We start from the raw sequence: 18,333 nt of genomic DNA, 5'->3' as shown, positions 1-18,333 counted from the left end.
GCCCGAGAGGACCCCGCCCTCCCCGAAGCCCCCGCCGCACGTCGAGGTCAACTCGCCTTCTCCTGGACGGAGTCCGGGCCGGACCAGGAGGACACGCCTCGGAAACAATTCTGCAATCTCTTGCGCAATCTCTTGCAGGGCTCCTACCTGGCCCCTACGGTCGCTCCAATCCCCACCTCTTCCGCCAGGAGGCCCCCGCATGCCTGCCAGAGCCGTCAGAGCTGCAACCTTTTGCGCCACCACCGCACTTGCCGCGGCCACCCTCACGGGCCTCGGGCCGCAGGCCGTCGCCGCGCCCCCCGGCGAGAAGGACGTCACCGCCGTCCTGTTCGAGTGGCGCTTCGACTCCGTCGCCAAGGCCTGCACCGATTCCCTCGGGCCCGCCGGGTACGGGTACGTGCAGGTCTCGCCGCCGCAGGAGCACGTGCAGGGCAGCCAGTGGTGGACCTCGTACCAGCCCGTCAGCTACAAGATCGCCGGGCGGCTCGGGGACCGGGCCGCCTTCAAGGCCATGATCGACACCTGTCACGCCGCCGGGGTGAAGGTCGTCGCCGACTCCGTCATCAACCACATGGCCGGACCGGCGGACGCCGGAGCCACCCTCACCGGGACCGGCGGGTCTTCGTACACGAAGTACGGGTATCCGGGGCTCTATTCGGGCGCCGACATGGACGACTGCCGGGCCTCGATCTCGAACTACCAGGACCGGGGCAACGTCCAGAACTGCGAGCTCGTGCAGCTCGCCGACCTGGACACCGGTGAGGACTACGTGCGCGGGCGCATCGCCGGGTACCTGAACGACCTGCTGTCGCTGGGCGTGGACGGCCTGCGGATCGACGCCGCCAAGCACATGCCCGCCGCCGACCTCGCCAACATCAAGTCCCGGCTCACCAAGCCCGGCGCGTACTGGAAGCAGGAGGCGATATTCGGGGCCGGGGAGGCCGTCTCGCCGAGCGAGTACCTCGGGAACGGGGACGTGCAGGAGTTCCGGTACGCCCGGGACCTCAAGCGGGTCTTCCAGAGCGAGAACCTCGCCTACCTGAAGAACTTCGGCGAGGCCTGGGGGTACATGCCCAGCGGGCAGGCCGGGGTCTTCGTCGACAACCACGACACCGAGCGGGGCGGCGACACCCTCAGCTACAAGGACGGGTCCGCCTACACGCTGGCCAACGTCTTCGCACTGGCCTGGCCCTACGGCTCGCCCGACGTGCACTCCGGCTACGAGTGGAGCGACAAGGACGCCGGCCCGCCGGTCGGGGGCACGGTGAACGCCTGCTACTCCGACGGCTGGAAGTGCCAGCACGCCTGGCGGGAGATCTCCTCCATGGTCGGCTTCCGGAACGTGGCCCACGGTCAGGGCGTCACGAACTGGTGGGACAACGGCGGGGACCAGATCGCCTTCGGGCGCGGCACCAAGGCGTACGTGGCGATCAACCACGAGGGCTCCGCGCTCACCCGGACCTTCCAGACCTCGCTGCCGGGCGGCGACTACTGCGACGTGCAGAGCGGACGGACGGTCACCGTCGCCTCGGGCGGGCAGTTCACCGCCACGGTCGCCGCCGGGACGGCCCTCGCCCTGCACGCCGGGGCCCGCACCTGCGCCGGTACCCCGGCCGGCTCCGCCGGGGCCTCCTTCGGCGTGGGCGCCACCACCGTTCCCGGACAGAACGTCTACGTCACCGGTGACCGCGCCGAACTCGGCAACTGGAACACCGGCGGCGCCTTGAAGCTCGACCCGGCCGCGTACCCCGTCTGGAAGCTCGACGTGACGCTCCCGGCCGGGACCGCGTTCTCGTACAAGTACCTCCGCAAGGACGCCGCCGGGAACGTCACCTGGGAGAGCGGAGCCAACCGCACCGCCACCGTCCCCGCGAGCGGCAAGGTCACGCTGGCCGACACCTGGCGCAACTGAGCCGCCGCTCCACAGACCAGGGCCGTCCGGCACCATCCTCCCCGCCACCACGCCGGGCGGCCCTCATCCATGCGACACGTACACAAGGAGACCTGCCTTGATACGCCCTGCCGCAGGACTGCTCGCCGCCGCCCTGGCCGTGACGTTCCTGCCCGCCCTCCCCGCCGCGGCCGCGACCAGCGGGCCGCCAGCCCCGCCCACGGACGCGAAACTGGCCGCCGAACCGGCCCGGCACGACCTGACCCGGGAGCAGTTCTACTTCGTGCTCCCGGACCGGTTCGCGAACGGCGACCCGGGCAACGACCGGGGCGGCCTGACCGGCTCGCGCCTGGAGACCGGCCTTGACCCCACGGACAAGGGCTTCTACCAGGGCGGTGACCTCAAGGGGCTCACCGACCGGCTCGACTACATCAAGGGGCTCGGCACCACGGCCATCTGGCTGGCGCCGATCTTTAAGAACCAGCCGGTGCAGGGCAAGGGGGCCGACGTCTCCGCCGGCTACCACGGCTACTGGATCACCGACTTCACGCAGGTCGACCCGCACTTCGGGACCAACGCCGACCTGGAGCGGCTGATCGACAAGGCGCACGGGAAGGGGATGAAGGTCTTCTTCGACGTCATCACCAACCACACCGCCGACGTCGTGGACTACCGGGAGGCGTCGTACTCCTACCTGTCGAAGGGGGCGTTCCCCTACCTGACCAAGGACGGCGTGCCGTTCGACGACAAGGACTACGCGGACGGCGCCGGGAAGACGAAGTTCCCGAAGGTGGACGGGGAGTCCTTCCCGAGGACGCCCTTCGTGCCGGACGCGAAGAAGAACCTCAAGGTGCCGGGCTGGCTGAACGACCCGACGATGTACCACAACCGCGGGGACTCCACCTTCGCGGGCGAGTCCTCCGACCAGGGCGACTTCTTCGGTCTCGACGACCTGTGGACCGAGCGTCCCGAGGTCGTCAGCGGGATGGAGAAGATCTACGAGAAGTGGGTGCGGGACTTCCGAATAGACGGCTTCCGGATCGATACGGTCAAGCACGTCAACACCGAGTTCTGGACGCAGTGGGCGACCGCCCTCGACACCTACGCGGCCAAGCGCGGCCGTGACGACTTCTTCATGTTCGGCGAGGTCTACTCCGCCGACACGGCCGTCACCTCCCCGTACGTGACCCGCGGCAAGCTCGACGCCACCCTCGACTTCCCGCTCCAGGACGCGATCCGCGGGTACGCCTCCCAGGGCGCGGCGGCCGGCCGGCTGGCCTCCGTCCTCGGCGACGACTACCGGTACACCTCCGGCAAGGCCAACGCCTACGAACAGGTGACCTTCCTCGGCAACCACGACATGGGCCGGTTCGCCACCTTCCTGAAGCAGGACCGGCCGGGGGCCGGGGAGCAGGAGCTGCTGGACCGCTACCGGCTGGCCAACGAGCTGATGTTCTTCGCCCGGGGCAACCCGGTGATCTACTCCGGTGACGAGCAGGGCTTCACGGGCGCCGGCGGTGACAAGGACGCCCGGCAGCCGCTGTTCGCCACGCAGGTCGCCGACTACTTGGACGACGACCAGCTCGGAACGGTGCGCACGCACGCGAGCGATGCTTACGATCCGGGACACCCGCTCTACCAGCAGATCAGTGCTCTCTCGAAGCTGACGAAGGCACACCCGGCCCTGCGCGACGGCATCCAGAGCGAACGTTTCGCCGACGGTTCCGTCTACGCCTTCGCCCGAACCGACGCCAAGACCCGCACCGAGTACCTGGTCGCCGCCAACAACGGCGCCGCATCCCGCACCGTCGAGCTCGACGCCCCCGCCGGCGCCCAGTACCGCACCCTCTACGGCGGCACCGCGCTGATCCGTGCCTCGGCGGCCGGCAAGATCACCGTCCCCGTTCCCGCCCTCGGCTCCGTGGTCCTCCAGGCCGTGACCCCCGCCGCCAAGCCCGCCGTTAAGCCCACCCTCACCCTGAAGGCCCCGGCCGCCGGCGCCACCGGCACCGTCGAGCTCTCCGCAGACGTCAGCGGCGGCGGCCTGAACCGCGTCGTCTTCGCCGCCCAGACCGGCAACGAGAAGTGGCAGGTCCTCGGCACCGCCGACCACGCCCCCTACAAGGTCACCCAGCACCTCGACGCCAAGACCCCGGCCGGCACCGCCCTGCGCTACAAGGCCGTCGTCGTCGACTCCGCCAGCCGCACCGCGAGCGCCCTCGCCGCCTCCGCCACCGGTCAGGCCCCGCCCACCGAGATCCCCACCGCCACCCAGCGCGACTACGCCGTCGTCCACTACAACCGCCCCGACGGCGACTACAGCAACTGGCGCCTGTACGCCTGGGGCGACCTCGCCGAGGGGGAGGCCACGCCGTGGCCGGCCGGCCACGACTTCACCGGCCGCGACGCCTACGGCGCCTTCGCCCACGTCAAGCTCAAGCCCGGCGCCTCCTCCGTCGGCTACCTCGTCATCGACAAGGACGGCAACAAGGACGTCGCCGCCGACCGCACCATCGACCTGACGAAGACCGGCGAGATCTGGCTGGAGCAGGGCAAGGAACCCGCCCGCACCGACCGCCCCGCCTACCCGCCGCAGGACCAGGCCAAGGCCGTACTGCACTACCAGCGCCCCGACCGCGCCTACGACGGCTGGGGCCTGCACGTCTGGACCGGAGCCGCGAACCCCACCGACTGGTCCAAGCCGCTCCCGCCCACCCGCACCGACTCCTACGGCGCGGTCTACGAGGTCCCGCTCGCGCCCGGCGCCACCAGCCTCAGCTACATCCTCCACAAGGGCGACGAGAAGGACCTCCCCACCGACCGCTCCCTGGACCTGAAGGCCACCGGCCACGAGGTGTGGATGCTGGGCGGCCAGGAGCAGTACCTCCTCCCGCAGCCCGCCGGCTCCGCCGCCGCACTGGACCTCACCAAGTCCCAGGCCGTCTGGATCGACCGCGACACCCTCGCCTGGAACGCTCCCGCCGCGGCCGCCTCCGTACAGCTCCTCGCCTCCCGCGAAGGCGCCGTCAAGGCCGAGAACGGCACCCTGACCGGCCGCGCCCAGTGGCTGCGGCTGGGCAAGAGCGAGCTCACCGCCGCCCAGAAGCAGAAGTTCCCGCACCTCGCCGCCTACGGCGCCTACACCGTCGACCCGCGTGACCGCGACCGGGTCCGCGAGGCCCTGCGCGGCCAGCTCGTCGCGAGCGCCCGCGCCGCGAACGGCGCGGTCCTCGCCGCCACCGGCGTCCAACTCGCCGGCGTCCTCGACGACCTGTACGCGACGACCGCCTCCCTCGGCCCCGTCTTCAAGGACGGCCGTCCCACCCTCTCCGTCTGGGCCCCCACCGCCCAGCAGGTCTCCCTCGAACTCGACGGCCGCACGGTCGCCATGCGCCGCGACGACGCCACCGGCGTCTGGTCGGTGCGCGGCGAACGCTCCTGGACCGGCAAGCCCTACCGCTACGACGTGACCGTCTGGGCACCGAGCACCCGCCAGGTGGTCCGCAACCTCGTCACCGACCCCTACTCCACCGCCCTCACCGCGGACTCGATCCACAGCCTGGTCGTGGACCTGGCCGACCCGAAGCTCGCCCCGCCCGGCTGGAAGACCCTGCGCAAGCCCGCCCCCGTCCCCTTCACCTCCGCGCAGATCCAGGAACTGCACGTCCGCGACTTCTCCGTCGCGGACCGCACCACCACCCACCCCGGCCAGTACCTGGCCTTCACCGACACCGCCTCGGCGGGCATGCGGCACCTGCGCGACCTGGCCGCCGCCGGAACCTCGTACGTCCACCTCCTGCCGGCCTTCGACATCGGCACCATCCCGGAGAAGGCCGCCGACCGCACCGAGCCCGCCTGCGAGCTCACGGTGTACGCCCCCGACTCGCAGGAACAGCAGGCGTGCGTGGCCGCCGCCGCGGCGAAGGACGCGTACAACTGGGGCTACGACCCGCTGCACTACACCGTCCCCGAAGGCAGCTACGCCAGCGACCCGAACGGCACGGCCCGCACCGTCGAGTTCCGCAAGATGGTCCAGTCCCTGAACGGATCCGGACTGCGCACGGTGATGGACGTCGTCTACAACCACACCGTCGCCGCGGGCCAGTCGGACAAGTCGGTCCTCGACCGCATCGTCCCCGGCTACTACCAGCGCCTGCTGGCCGACGGCTCCGTCGCCACCTCCACCTGCTGCGCCAACACCGCCCCCGAGAACGCCATGATGGGGCGCCTGGTCGTCGACTCGATCGTCACCTGGGCCAAGGAGTACAAGGTCGACGGCTTCCGCTTCGACCTGATGGGCCACCACCCGAAGGCCAACATCCTGGCCGTCCGCTCCGCCCTCGACGCCCTGACGGTCGCCAAGGACGGGGTCGACGGCAAGAAGATCGTCCTCTACGGGGAGGGCTGGAACTTCGGCGAGATCGCCGACGACGCCCGCTTCGTCCAGGCCACGCAGAAGAACATGGCCGGAACCGGCATCGCCACCTTCTCCGACCGGGCCCGTGACGCCGTCCGCGGCGGCGGCCCCTTCGACGAGGACCCGCGGGTCCAGGGCTTCGCGTCCGGTCTGTTCACCGCCCCGAACGCCTCGCCCGCGAACGGCACCGCCGAACAGCAGAAGGCCCGCCTCCTGCACGCCCAGGACCTGATCAAGGTCGGGCTCTCCGGCAACCTCGCCCCGTACTCCTTCACCGACACCACCGGCCGCCGCATCAAGGGCTCCGAGCTGGACTACAACGGCGCCCCGGCCGGCTACGCGGCCGCTCCCGGCGACGCCCTCGCCTACGCCGACGCCCACGACAACGAATCCCTGGCCGACGCCCTGAGCTACAAGCTCCCCACCGGCACCGCTCCCCGCGACCAGGCCCGCATGCAGGTCCTGGCCATGGCCACGGCCACCCTCTCGCAGGGCCCGGCCCTCTCCCAGGCGGGCACGGACCTGCTCCGCTCCAAGTCCCTGGACCGCAACTCCTACGACAGCGGCGACTGGTTCAACGCCATCCACTGGGACTGCCGGGACGGCAACGGCTTCGGCCGCGGTCTGCCCCCGGCCGCCGACAACGCCTCGAAGTGGCCCTACGCGAAGCCGCTGCTCACGGGAGCGGCACCCACCTGCACCGACATCGGCGCCACCTCGGCCGCCTACCGCGACCTGCTGCGGATCCGCACCACCGAGCCCGACTTCGCCCTCACCACGACCGAGGCGGTCCAGTCCCGGTTGGCCTTCCCCCTCTCGGGCAAGGACGAGACCCCGGGCGTGATCACCATGACCCTCGGCGACCTGGTGGTCGTCTTCAACGCGGCCCCCACCGCCCAGGCACAGCGCGTCCCCGCCCTCGCAGGCACCGGCTACCGGCTGCACCCGGTCCAGGCCGCGGGCTCCGACGCCACCGTCAAGCAGTCCGCGTACGACGCGAAGACAGGAGAGTTCACCGTCCCCGCCCGCACCGTCTCGGTCTTCACACGGCGCTGAGCCGGTCCAGCCGCTTCTCCAGCAGGATCACCCCGTAGGTCCTGCCGTCCTTCCCCTCCTTGTTGGGGAGCTCCCCGACCACCCGGTAGCCCGCACCCCGGTAGTACGCGAGCAGCCGGGGGTTGGTGGAGACGCAGTCCAGCCGCGCCCGTTCCCGACCGGTCCGGGCGGTCCGCCGCTCGGCGTGTTCGAGCAGGCGCCGCCCGGCCCCCGCGGGGGCCACCTCGCGCGCCACCATCAGCCGGTGCACGTAGCCGGCCACGGGCGGCTGGACCCCCCAGGCCTCCTCGTCGGACCACCACAACTCGTAGGCCCCGCACACGCGCCCGTCGGCATCGGCGGCGAGCCACACCTCGCCCTCGCGCATCTTCGACCGGAAGTGCGCGGCGTCCTTGTCGCCGGGCTTCCACTGATCGATCCCGTGCTTGCGCATCCACCGGGCGGCCTGGTCGTACAGCTGCACCAGCGTGCCGGCGTCCTTCTCCTCGGCCGGCCGGAACAGGATCTCGTCATCAATGATCACGCCGGCATTATCGGTGATCATGGCCGGCCGCCACACCCCGGATTCGGTGTGGATTCAGCACGACTTCGCTACCCCGCACGGTACTTGGCCCGGCACTTGCTCCGGCGCCCGCCCGGCAGTTGGTCCGGCGCCCGCCCGATAGCTGCGCAGGCGTCCGCCCGGTCCTCAGCCCGGAACGGTCTCCGACGCCCCGCCCGGCACCAGCGCACCGAGCCGCGCGACCAGCTCCCCGAACGGCCCGTCGGCGGGCTCGCCGGCCAGGATCCCCACGAGGATCCCCGCCATCTCCGCGTCGTACGCGGCGCTCACGGCGGCCAGCGCGGCGAAGTCGTGCACCAGCTGCAGTTCCAGTTCGCCCCGCGGGATCCGGCGTCCGTCCAGCCAGATCAGTGCGGTGGACTCGGCGAGCGACACCCAGGACCGCACCACGAGCTCCAGGCGCGCGGGCGTGCGCTCCAGCCCGACGCCCAGGTGCGTGAGGATCTGCTCGTACGCCGCCTGTCGGACCTCGTCGATCATCGCGTTCGTCCGGCTGCTGCCGACGGCCGGACCACCGCGCATCAGAGCCGAGAAACCCGGGCCGTGGTCGTCGACGAAATCGAAGAACCGCCCCATCACCCGCAGCAGGCGCGCCCCGAGCGGCCCTTCCCGGGGCTCCACGAACCGCAGCGCCAGCTCGTCGGCCGCCCGCCGCAGCGCGGCCTCGTACAGGCTCAGCTTGCCCGGAAAGTAGTGGTAGACGAGCGGCCGGGATATCCCGGCGGCCGCCGCGATCTCGTCGATCGACACATCGTCGGGCGAGCGGTGGCTGAACAGCTCCAGGGCAACCCCGATCAGCTGCTGCCGCCGCTCCTCGACACCCATCCTGCGTCGCACCCCGGTTGTCATGCGGAACACCCTACTGGGGAGCGTTCACAGGTCCAGGACCAGTCGGTCCCCCTTCGCGCGGGAGACGCACAGCAGCATCGAGTCCCCGCGCTCCTGGTCCGTGAGGAGCTCGTCCCGGTGATCCACCCCGCCCGCCAGGACCCGGTGTTGGCAGGTCCCGCAGAAACCCTGCTCGCAGGAGTACGGGGTGTCCGGCAGTTCCCGGCGCACCGCGGCCAGCGCGCTCTCGTCCGCCGCGACCTCGACGACCCGGCCCGAGCGGCGCAGTTCGACCGTGAAGGCCCGCCCCGGACCGGGCTCGCCCGCCGGGGCGAACCGCTCCAGGTGCACCGCCGCCGGATCCGCGGCCGCCTCCGTGACGGCCCGCATCAGCGGCTCCGGACCGCAGCAGTAGACCAGGGTGCCGGGCGCCGCCGCGGCCACCGGGGCCAGGTCGGGCAGGCCCGTCTCGTCCTCGGGGAGGACCGACACCCGGTCGCCGTAGGGTGCGAGGTCGTCCAGGAAGGGCATCGAGTCGAGGGTGCGGCCCCCGTAGAGGAGGGTCCAGTCGGCGCCCGCCGCCGTGGCCGCCCGCAGCATCGGCAGGATCGGGGTGATGCCGATGCCGCCCGCGACGAAGGCGTACGAGGCCGCCGGGACCAGCTCGAAGCGGTTGCGCGGCGGACGCAGCTCCAGCTCGGCGCCCTCGACCAGCTGGGCGTGCGCCTCGCGGGAGCCGCCCCGGCCGTCCTCGACCAGCCGGATCGCGATCGTGTAGCGGCCCCCGTCCGCCGGGTCGCCGCACAGCGAGTACTGGCGGACCATGCCCGAGGGCAGGGTGACGTCCACGTGCGCTCCCGGGGTCCAGGCCGGGAGGTCCGGCGACTCCAGGGTCAGCAGCAGCACGCCCTGCGCCGGCTCCGTACGGGAGACGATCAGCGCCCGCAGCGCGCGGCGCGGGGAGCGGCCCGAGACCGGCACCTCCAGGGCGGGCAGTGGCCACAACGGGGAGTCGCCGATGCGGCGCTTCAGGGCGCGCCGGGTCACCCAGACCGCGCCCAGGGCGGCCGTGACCGCGAGGGCGCGCCTCATGCCCGTACCCCGCCGTTCGCACCGGGGGAGGCGGCGAGGTACGCCACGGCCTGGGCCGTCGAGCCCTCCTGCGAGGGGTGGTAGCTGCGCGAGAGGTACTTCGGGACGGACTTCAGCATCGCTCCCGTCGACGGGAGCACCCCCTGCTGCCCCGCCACGAAGAACTTCCCGAAGGAAGCCTTGCCGTCCACCAGGTGCGGGTCGTTCTCCATGAAGAAGCGCACCCCGCGCTGCCACAGGAACACCAGGGCCGAGAAGGCGGTCGCCCAGGTCCGGGCCCTGCGCCGGTAGGTGCCGTCGACGTGCATGAAGAGGTCGAAGGCCACCGAGCGGTGCTCGACCTCCTCCGCCCCGTGCCAGCGCAGCAGGTCCAGCATGGTGGGGTCGGCGCCCCGCCGGTCGAGCGCGTCGGCGTTCAGCACCCAGTCGCCGAGGAACGCCGTGTAGTGCTCGATCGCCGCGATCATCGCGACCCGTTCCATCAGCCACCAGTGGCGGGCCCGGCCCGGCGGCAGGGTCCGGTCGCCGAGGAGCTTCTCGAACAACCAGTCCACCTGCGCGGTGTAGGGGGTCGGGTCCAGTCCGAGCCGCTTGAGGTGGGGGAGCACGTCGTCGTGGGCGGTGGCGTGCATGGCCTCCTGGCCGATGAAGCCGACGACGTCCGACCGCAGCCGCTCGTCCTCGATGTACGGGAGCACCTGCTTGTAGACGTGGACGAACCAGCGCTCCCCGGCGGGGAGCAACAGGTGCAGCACATTGATCATGTGCCCGGCGAACGGGTCGCCGGGCAGCCAGTGGAGCGGGGTGTCCTCCCAGCCGAAGGACACGTTCCGGGGCCTCAGTTCGACGTGTTCCGACGCCACGGGGGCGGGTGCGAGCGGCGTATTAGACATAGCGTCAATGTACTGATGGGTAGGAAGGAGGAGAAGCCCCCTGGGCTGACTTCTCCGGACGCACCACTGCCCGGGCGCGGCTGCGTCCGGGCAGTGGTGCGTGTCGACGTGCGTACGGGGTCGTACGGGTTGTTCGGGTCGTGCGGGCTATCGCCCGATGTGACCGGTCGTGAGGGCCCACTCGCGGTTCAGGGTGCCCAGCGGGATCTTGCGCTCGAAGAGGGGCGTGCCGAACAGCGACAGCTGGAGCTGGAGGTTCCCGCTCAGGTCGAAGCCGCCGTACAGCGCCCAGGCGCCGTCGAGGGAGGTCTTGCCGTCGCTGGACGCGGTCGCCTTGACGTCTCCCTCGCCGCGCAGGTACGGGGCGAAGTCCGCGGTGACGCCGACGGCGCCGTAGAGGCCGACGGAGGCCTCTGCGCCGAGCGCGCCCTTGACCTTTCCGGCGGCGGTGACGCTCGCCTTGACCGGCGTGCTCTTCACGTTCGAGGCGCTGACCGGGGTCCAGCCCTTGCCCGCGGCGTAGCTGCCGCCGACCTTGAAGTCACCCTTGACGTCCTGCTGGACGTCCAGGGTCACGCGACCGTCGGCCTCCACCTGGATGTAGCAGGTCAGGGCCAGGTTGACGACGACCGGCACGGGGCCGACCTGGATGACGGGCGAGCTGTGCAGCTTGGCGAACGGGATCCGCTTGGGCGCCCCGGTGCTCGCGGCGGCGCGGCCCTGGAGCTTCCACTGCGAGGACCAGTCACCGCTCATGCCGAGGAAGGCGCCGCGCGGACCGGGGGCGCCGCCGGTGTGGCCGTCGTACGCGAACTCGACCTGCGGGGCGAGCTGGACGAAACCGGACACCGAGGCACCGGCCGAGGCGGGGGCGTCCGGGGCGGTGTCGACGGAGGCGTTGACGTCGAGCCGCAGGTTGCCGAGCGGCAGCTTCGCGCCCTCGGGGCCGAAGGTCAGACCCGGGCCCTTGGCCCAGGAGAAGGTGACGCCCTTCGTCAGGGGTTCGACGGTGACCGCCGCCGGGTCGACGGGGACCTTGCCGTCGGCCTTGTCGTCGCCCAGGACGGCGGCCAGCGTGGTGGAGGCGGTCTTGACCTCGGTGCCCTTGTCGGTCTTGCCGACGACCTCGGTGACCTTGGCGAGCAGTCCGTCCGGGGCGCCGGGGGCGGGTGCGCTGGCGATGACATCGCCCACCGCGACGGGCTTGTCGGCGTCGGGGGACTTGCCGGCCTCAGGAGACTTGCCGGCCTCGGGGGACTTGCCCGTCCCAGACGACTTGCCGGGCGAGGGCGAACGGCTCGGCTCCTGCGCGGGCTTGGCGATGACGGCCCGACCGCTGGCCTTGTCGTAGGAGGCGACCTTCAGCGTGGACTGCTCGGTCTTGCCCTTCCCATCGGCCCGGGCCACGGCCGCCGGCGTGGGCGTTCCCTGGGGGGCCGCGGCCACGTCGAGCTGCTGCGACGTGCCGTCGGACGAGGGGGCGACGGCGGCGGGGGCGGCGGGTTCGGCGGCGTCGTTGTGAGGGGTCGAGCCGCAGCCGGTGGCGGTGAGGGCGAGGGCGGTCAAGCCGGGTATGAGGAGGCGTCGGGCGAGCGTGCGCACGTGGGGTGACCTTCAGGTGGGGGAGGGGTGTTGGGGGTTACCGCTTGGTAACCGGAACCCGATCATGCCATGTATCCACCGCGACCGTCATGTCCGGATCCCGCCAACTACCCGACGGTTCCTGACGGTTGAAGCTTCACCCACTCGCGAGGCGCTACCGCAGCACCCCCGCCTTCGTGCCGTCCGTCAACGTGCCCGACAGGTCCACCTGTGCACCCGCCGGCGCCTTCACCGCCAGCCGGTTGCCGTGCGTCGACCCGCTCACCCCGCCGCCCGACACCGCCAGCGAGGCGAACTGCGCACTGCCCGCCGCCAGCACGTACCACTGACCGGCCCGCGACTTCCACAGCACGCCCGCCAGCACCCGCGGTTCTCGCGACCCGCAGGCCGCCGACCCCTCCGAGCGGGCCGCCTGCGCCGCCATCGGGGCGCCCGGGGCGAGGAACTGCGCCTGCACCCGATCGGCCGCCCCCTGCCAGGTCTCGGCCCGCGTGCAGAGCCAGGCCGCCGTCCCGTCGCCCTCCGGCAGCGGCTGCTTGGCGTACGTCCACGCGTTGACCGTACGGACCCCGTGCGAGCGGACCGCCGGCAGCAGGCAGGCGATCCGCGACCAGTCCCCGAGCTCCGCGGCCTCCGTCACGTCGCGCTCGGCGCCCGGCGCACCCGACGTCAGCCGGGCCGGGGTCAGTTCACCGAGGTCGGTGATCAGCCGCGTGGCGCCGTCGCCCGTCAGGGCCAGCGCGTTCCAGCTCGTACAGCTCCCCGCCGGCGCCGGGCCCGCCACCGGCGGGGTCACCCCGTCCGGGGTCGTCTTCAGCACCACCACCGGGGCGGCGGGCTTGAGCAGGTCCCGCAGGGCCGTGCCGGTGACCCAGGGCGCGGTGAGGTAGCGGACGTTGCCGTCGACCCTGCTGAGCACGAGCGCGGTCGCGGTCTCCGCCGAGGCGCCGTCGGTCCGGGCGAAGTCGAGGGCGGCGCCCGCGGTCCCGGTCCGCGGTTCGGCGTACCGGACCACGCGCAGGCCGTCGTACATCAGGACCACGACGGCCTGGTCCACGGCGCCCGCGAACAGCAGCTGCGCCGGCCCCATCGGCGGCCCGGCGGGCGTGCCCGCCGTGGCCGAGGTGACCACCGAGGGGCCGGGCCGGGCCCACACGGCCAGTGCCCGGCGCAGCAGCTCCGTGTCCCCGACCCGGTCGCCGCGGGCGGGCCAGGTGGAGAAGTCCGTACGGGACGACGTGTGCCAGAGGGCGGGCGCGGCCCGGACCAGCTTCGCGGGATCCAGGGCTTGCTCGGCCGCGGCGTTGCGCGCGTACGGCGGGGCGGCGGCCCCGTCCGAGCCCCAGCCCCCACCGGGCAGCGCGAGCAGCGCCCCGCACACGGCGAGGGCCGCCCCGGCGGCCAGCGCGGCCCGCCCCAGACGCCGCCGCCGCAGCAGGTCGGTGGGCCGGGCCTGGAGCACGCACGGGTCGAACTCGGGGGAGGCGAACAGGGCGTCGTTGGCAGGATCCCCGGACTCCCGGGCCGCGGCGGCGGGATCCGCGACGCCGGCCTCGTCGAGCACCCGGAGCACTTCGGGCTCGGACAGCCGTTCCAGGGCCCGCAGTACGCAAGCGGCCCGGCCCGGCCCGTCGAGGGTGGCCAGCCACTGGTCGAGGGCGAGCTCCTCGGCCCCGCCCGAGCGGGGGAACAGCCGCAGCCCCCACACCTGGGGGAGTACCGGAGGGAGCTGCGCGCGCCGCGGCAGCGCCCGGAACGTCAGCGGGATCCCCGCCTCCAGGGCGGCGCGCAGCACGCGCAGCCGGACGTACGCGTACCCGGAGTCCTCCGCCCCGTCCCGCTGCCCCGGAACCCCGCCCCGCACGGCGGCCGCGGCCGCCGCCCCGTCCCGCCGCCCGCGCGGCAGCGCCCGCTGGACCAGCGAGTGGGCGGTGAGCACCCGCCGGTTGCGACCGAGGGCGGGCGGCAGCACCAGATAGGCGAGCCGCACCAGCCGGGGGTAGTGCTCGACGATGGCGGCTTCGGCCTGCTCGACGTCCGGCGGCACGGGAGACACGGGAGGCAGGTGGCGGGTGGCGGTATCCGGCGCAGTCACGTTCAGCAGAACGAGCGAATCGTCGGATGGTCACCGGTCCCGGCCACCCACCCGGCCCGGCCCGGACCCCCGCCCGGGGTGCTGCGTCAGGCCGTGGCGTCAGGGCGCGTGGTGTTCAGGGAGCGGGGTCACCCCACCAGACGGGCGCGCAGCGCCTCGACCGTCTCGTCGGCGACACCGAGCCCCTCGCGCACGTACTTCTCCATGGAGCCGTACCGCGTCTCGACCTCGTCCAGCGCCGCCCGCAGGTAGGAGGGGAAGACGCCGATCAGTGCGAGCGCGATGTCCGGGTCGCCGCCGGCCGCCGTGAAGCCCTCGATCATCGGGGCGAAAGCCTGCTTGACCGCCGGATTGACGGACAGGTATTCGGCCATCAGGGTCTCGTCGTCCGCGCCCAGCAGCGCCAGGATGACCGTCGCGCCCCAGCCGGTCCGGTCCTTGCCGGCCGTGCAGTGGAACAGCAGCGGGCCCGAGTCGGCGTCGGCGGCCTCGGTGAGCAGCATCCGGTACGCGGCCTGCGCGGATCCGGAGTTCACGAAGGACCGGTAGGTGTCGGCGAACAGGGCCTGCGCCCGCCCGCCGCCCAGGTGCTCCTCGGCCACGGGCGGGTCGGACAGCAGGTCCTTGAGCTGCACCGCGGCGGGCAGCCTGGCGGAGTTCAGCTTGTCGGCGAGGACGTCACCGACCAGGACCCGGGCCCCGGCGGGTATCCGGTCGGGGTGGTCGGCGCGCTCGGCGTCCGTGCGGAAGTCGATGACGGTGCGCAGGCCCAACCCGGCCACCACCGGGTCGGCGTCGAGGTCGAGCCGGTCGAGCTGGCCGGAGCGCAGGACCAGGCCGGGGCGGACCGTGCGGCCGCCGGGGAGCGGGGTGCCGCCGAGGTCGCGGAGGTTGGCGACGGTGGTGGACGGGGTGGCGGTCATCGTGGCAGCTCCTGCGAGGTGTGGTTCATGCAATTTTCTGATGATTCGGCCCGGAAAGGTAATCGAAGGCCAGCGAGACCCCGATGCCCACCCCGAGCGCGGCCAGGTGCCCGGCGTCCGTGAAGGTGCGCCCGCGCCGGACCACGGGCGCCGCCGCGAGCGCCAGCAGCCCCACCCGCGCGGCCGTACGGACGGCTCCGCGCGGCAGGGCCGAGGTCAACGAGCCGAGCACGGTGTTGAACCCGTAGCTCGTCCCCACGTCCACCGCGCGCCGCGTCCCGTGATCGGCGCTCCCGCGCAGGGCTCCGTAGACGAGGAGGGTCGCCGCGGCGTGCCCGAACAGGAACACCGAGGCCACCCACCACGCTCCGTACGCGTACTCGGCGTACCCGAGGACCGCGACGAGCAGCAGCGCGTAGGGCAGGGGCATGGGCTCCTCGACGAGGAAAGCGCTGCTCAGCAGCGTCTCCCAGCGTCCGGCGGCGAGATTGTCGACGTTCGTGGAGCAGCCCCGGAGCAGCCGCTCCCGCTCGGCCGGCCCGGTGCGCTCCAGGGCGTAGGCCCCGAACTGCACCCCTCCGGCGTACACCGCTCCCCACGGAATTGGATTCATCTACTCATGATCGGATAAGCCTCTGGCGGGAACCAAGGGACCCCGTGCGAACATGTCTCGGCCATGTTCGAATCATTCGCGCCGATGCGCGCCACGCGAGCCGCACTATTCGCGGCGATGTGCGTCGCCCTGGGCGCGATCGGGCATTCGTTCATGTCCGGAACGGACCTTCCGTTCTTCGGCCTTCTGGGTGCTTTCGGGGTGACCTGGGGCTTTGCGTGGCTCGCCGCCGGGCGGCGGCGGGGCCCCGTGGGCATCACCGCCGCGGTGCTCTCCGTGCAGGGCGTACTGCACCTGGTGTTCTCGGGGGCGGCCGCGAAGCAGTTCGCCGCTACCGCAACGATGCACGGCCACCACCCGATGTCGGCCGCGGATGCGGGCGCCACGGCCGCCGAAGCCCCCGGCATGGCCGGCATGGCCCACATGGCGGGTGCCGCGGGGATGGCGGACGCCACCGGAATGGCCGGCACGGCCGGTCACGGCGGCGCCGCGATGATCGCCGGCCACGTGCTCGCCGGACTGCTCTGCGCCGCCTGGCTCGCCCGCGGCGAGGCCGCCTTCTTCCGACTGGCCCGCGTCCTGGCCACCGCCGCGCTCCACGCGGCCCGGCCGCTCGCCCGCGCGCTCGCCCTGGTCCGGGCACGGGCGGCCGCCGTACCGGCCCCGCCCGTCTTCCCCGCCCGGTACGAACGGCCGCGCCGCCTCCGCGGAGCCGTGCACGCCCATGCCGTGGTGCGCCGCGGGCCGCCCGGACGCGCTCCGCTCCCGCGTTCCACGGCCCCCGGACGGCCTGCCCACGCCTGACCTGGCGAAGCGGTGAGACCTGGGGCCCGAGTCCCCATGTCTTCACCAACCCCTAGGATCCCCATGTCTCTTGACGAGGCTCAAGACGTCAGCACCCCGGACGCCGAACCGGCCGGGACCGCCAAGAAGCGCGGCGGCTGGGCCGCCGTACGGCCGCTGCTCCTGCGCATGCACTTCTACGCGGGGCTGCTCATCGCCCCCGTGATCTTCCTCGCCGCCGCCACCGGGCTGCTCTACGCCGTCTCCTGGCAGGCCGAGAAGATCGTCTACTCCGACGAGCTGACCGTCGCCCGCGTCGGCGAGAGCGCCCTGCCGCTCAGTGCCCAGGTCGAGGCGGCCAAGGGCGCCGCCCCCGAGGGCGAGGTCGTGTCCGTGTGGCCCGCCCCCGACACCGAGGCCACCACCCGGGTGATCATGGAGAGTCCGGGGCTCGGCGAGGGCGAGACCCTCACCGTCTTCGTCGACCCGTATACGGCCGAGGTGCGCGGGCAGCTCACCACCGCCGGCGACGCACTGCCGCTGCGGGCCTGGCTGAGCGAGTTCCACTCCAGCCTCCAGCTCGGCGAGTTCGGCCGGAACTACAGCGAACTCGCCGCCAGCTGGATGTGGGTGGTCGCGCTCGGCGGACTCGCCCTGTGGATCGGCCGCCGCCGCAAGCGCAGGTCGCAGCTGGTCCTCCCGGACCGGGGGGCCACCGGCCGCCGCCGCACCCTGTCCTGGCACGGAACCGTCGGCCTGTGGGCCGTCGCCGGCCTCGTCGTCCTCTCCGCAACCGGCCTGACCTGGTCGAAGTACGCCGGCGAGAACATCGGGCAGCTCCAGGACAGCCTCGGCGGGGCCACCCCCGCCGTCGCCGCGCAGCTCAACGCCGGGGCGGACGCCGGCTCCGACGAGCACGCCGGGCACACCATGCCCGACGGCACGCCGATGGCCCCGCCGCCCGCGCCCACCGTCGACGTCGGCATCGACAAGGCCGTGGACGCCGCCCGGGCGGCGGGCGTCACCGAGGCGCTCCGCGTGACCCTGCCCGCCAAGGGCAAGGGGTACGTCATCAAGGAGCAGGACAAGCTGGTGCCGGTGCACTTCGACTCGGTCGCCGTCGACCCCGCGGACGCCCGCGTCATGGACGAACTGCGCTTCGCGGACTACCCGCTGCTCGCCAAGATGACCCGCTTCGGCATCGACCTGCACATGGGTACGACCTTCGGTCTCGTCAACCAGATCGCGCTGGCCGCGCTCGCCGTCGCCGTGATGTTCCTCGTCTTCTGGGGCTACCGCATGTGGTGGCTGCGCCGGCCGACGAAGGAGCGCAAGCTGTCCGTCGGTCGTGCACAGCCGCGCGGTGCTTGGCGCAAGCTCCCGGTGACCGTGCTGCTGCCGCTGGCCGCGGTGACCGCCCTCACCGGCTGGTTCGTCCCGCTGCTCGGGATCAGCCTGGTCGCCTTCCTCGCGGTCGACGTCCTGCTGGGCATCGTCGCGGGCCGCAAGGCCAAGGCCGCGTAGAGCCGCCCGGCCGCAAGGCCGTCACGAACGAGGTGGGCCCGTACTCCCCGGGGG

At 72.7% G+C, this 18,333-nt stretch carries 12 protein-coding genes; 4 read left to right on the top strand and 8 right to left on the bottom strand.

The window, feature by feature from the left end:
- The first annotated feature begins 199 nt into the window (after positions 1–199).
- Together ACIQK6_RS15240 and pulA are read left to right on the top strand one after the other, a co-directional pair.
- On the top strand, positions 200–1,912 hold the full coding sequence (locus ACIQK6_RS15240; RefSeq protein ID WP_329102678.1) for a carbohydrate-binding module family 20 domain-containing protein: 1,713 nt from the start codon (positions 200–202) through the stop codon (positions 1,910–1,912).
- Between the two features lie 97 nt (positions 1,913–2,009).
- Complete coding sequence (gene pulA, locus ACIQK6_RS15235) at positions 2,010–7,364, top strand: pullulanase-type alpha-1,6-glucosidase (RefSeq protein ID WP_402694931.1); 5,355 nt, start codon at positions 2,010–2,012, stop codon at positions 7,362–7,364.
- Here pulA and ACIQK6_RS15230 read toward each other — a convergent pair.
- The 8 genes from ACIQK6_RS15230 to ACIQK6_RS15195 form a co-directional block, all read right to left on the bottom strand.
- Positions 7,351–7,887 carry a GNAT family N-acetyltransferase gene (locus ACIQK6_RS15230; protein WP_030009449.1) on the bottom strand — a complete coding sequence of 179 codons (537 nt, stop codon included), beginning with the start codon at positions 7,885–7,887 and terminating at the stop codon, positions 7,351–7,353. The two genes, pulA and ACIQK6_RS15230, sit on opposite strands and share 14 nt — an antisense overlap.
- Before the next feature lie 165 nt (positions 7,888–8,052).
- Positions 8,053–8,775 carry a TetR/AcrR family transcriptional regulator gene (locus tag ACIQK6_RS15225; RefSeq protein ID WP_329102681.1) on the bottom strand — a complete coding sequence of 241 codons (723 nt, stop codon included), beginning with the start codon at positions 8,773–8,775 and terminating at the stop codon, positions 8,053–8,055.
- A 24-nt stretch (positions 8,776–8,799) separates the two neighbouring features.
- On the bottom strand, positions 8,800–9,846 hold the full coding sequence (locus ACIQK6_RS15220) for a PDR/VanB family oxidoreductase (protein WP_329102683.1): 1,047 nt from the start codon (positions 9,844–9,846) through the stop codon (positions 8,800–8,802).
- Complete coding sequence (locus ACIQK6_RS15215; RefSeq protein ID WP_329102684.1) at positions 9,843–10,739, bottom strand: metal-dependent hydrolase; 897 nt, start codon at positions 10,737–10,739, stop codon at positions 9,843–9,845. Before ACIQK6_RS15215 ends, ACIQK6_RS15220 begins: the two co-directional genes overlap by 4 nt.
- A 147-nt stretch (positions 10,740–10,886) precedes the next feature.
- Positions 10,887–12,341: a hypothetical protein gene (locus ACIQK6_RS15210; protein WP_402694930.1), complete on the bottom strand. Its 1,455-nt coding sequence runs from the start codon at positions 12,339–12,341 to the stop codon at positions 10,887–10,889.
- Between the two features lie 154 nt (positions 12,342–12,495).
- Complete coding sequence (locus ACIQK6_RS15205; RefSeq protein ID WP_402694929.1) at positions 12,496–14,436, bottom strand: hypothetical protein; 1,941 nt, start codon at positions 14,434–14,436, stop codon at positions 12,496–12,498.
- Positions 14,437–14,564: 128 nt separating this feature from the next.
- A complete protein-coding gene (locus ACIQK6_RS15200) occupies positions 14,565–15,359 on the bottom strand; it encodes a tyrosine-protein phosphatase (protein WP_329102689.1) in 795 nt (264 codons plus the stop codon).
- 25 nt (positions 15,360–15,384) lie between these two features.
- Entirely contained in the window at positions 15,385–15,972 is a 588-nt protein-coding gene (locus ACIQK6_RS15195) for a rhomboid-like protein (RefSeq protein WP_329102691.1), read from the bottom strand.
- A gap of 84 nt (positions 15,973–16,056) precedes the next feature.
- On the opposite strand from ACIQK6_RS15195, the gene ACIQK6_RS15190 reads away from it, so the two are divergent.
- Both ACIQK6_RS15190 and ACIQK6_RS15185 read left to right on the top strand, forming a co-directional pair.
- Positions 16,057–16,776 carry a hypothetical protein gene (locus ACIQK6_RS15190; protein WP_402694928.1) on the top strand — a complete coding sequence of 240 codons (720 nt, stop codon included), beginning with the start codon at positions 16,057–16,059 and terminating at the stop codon, positions 16,774–16,776.
- A gap of 63 nt (positions 16,777–16,839) precedes the next feature.
- Positions 16,840–18,279 (top strand): PepSY domain-containing protein, encoded by a 1,440-nt coding sequence (locus ACIQK6_RS15185; RefSeq protein ID WP_329102694.1) that lies wholly within the window; start codon positions 16,840–16,842, stop codon positions 18,277–18,279.
- Positions 18,280–18,333 lie beyond the last annotated feature (54 nt).

Origin of the sequence: Streptomyces sp. NPDC091682 (assembly GCF_044756625.1) — a bacterium.
Classification (GTDB): domain Bacteria; phylum Actinomycetota; class Actinomycetes; order Streptomycetales; family Streptomycetaceae; genus Streptomyces.
This window is presented reverse-complemented; position numbering and strand designations above follow the sequence as displayed.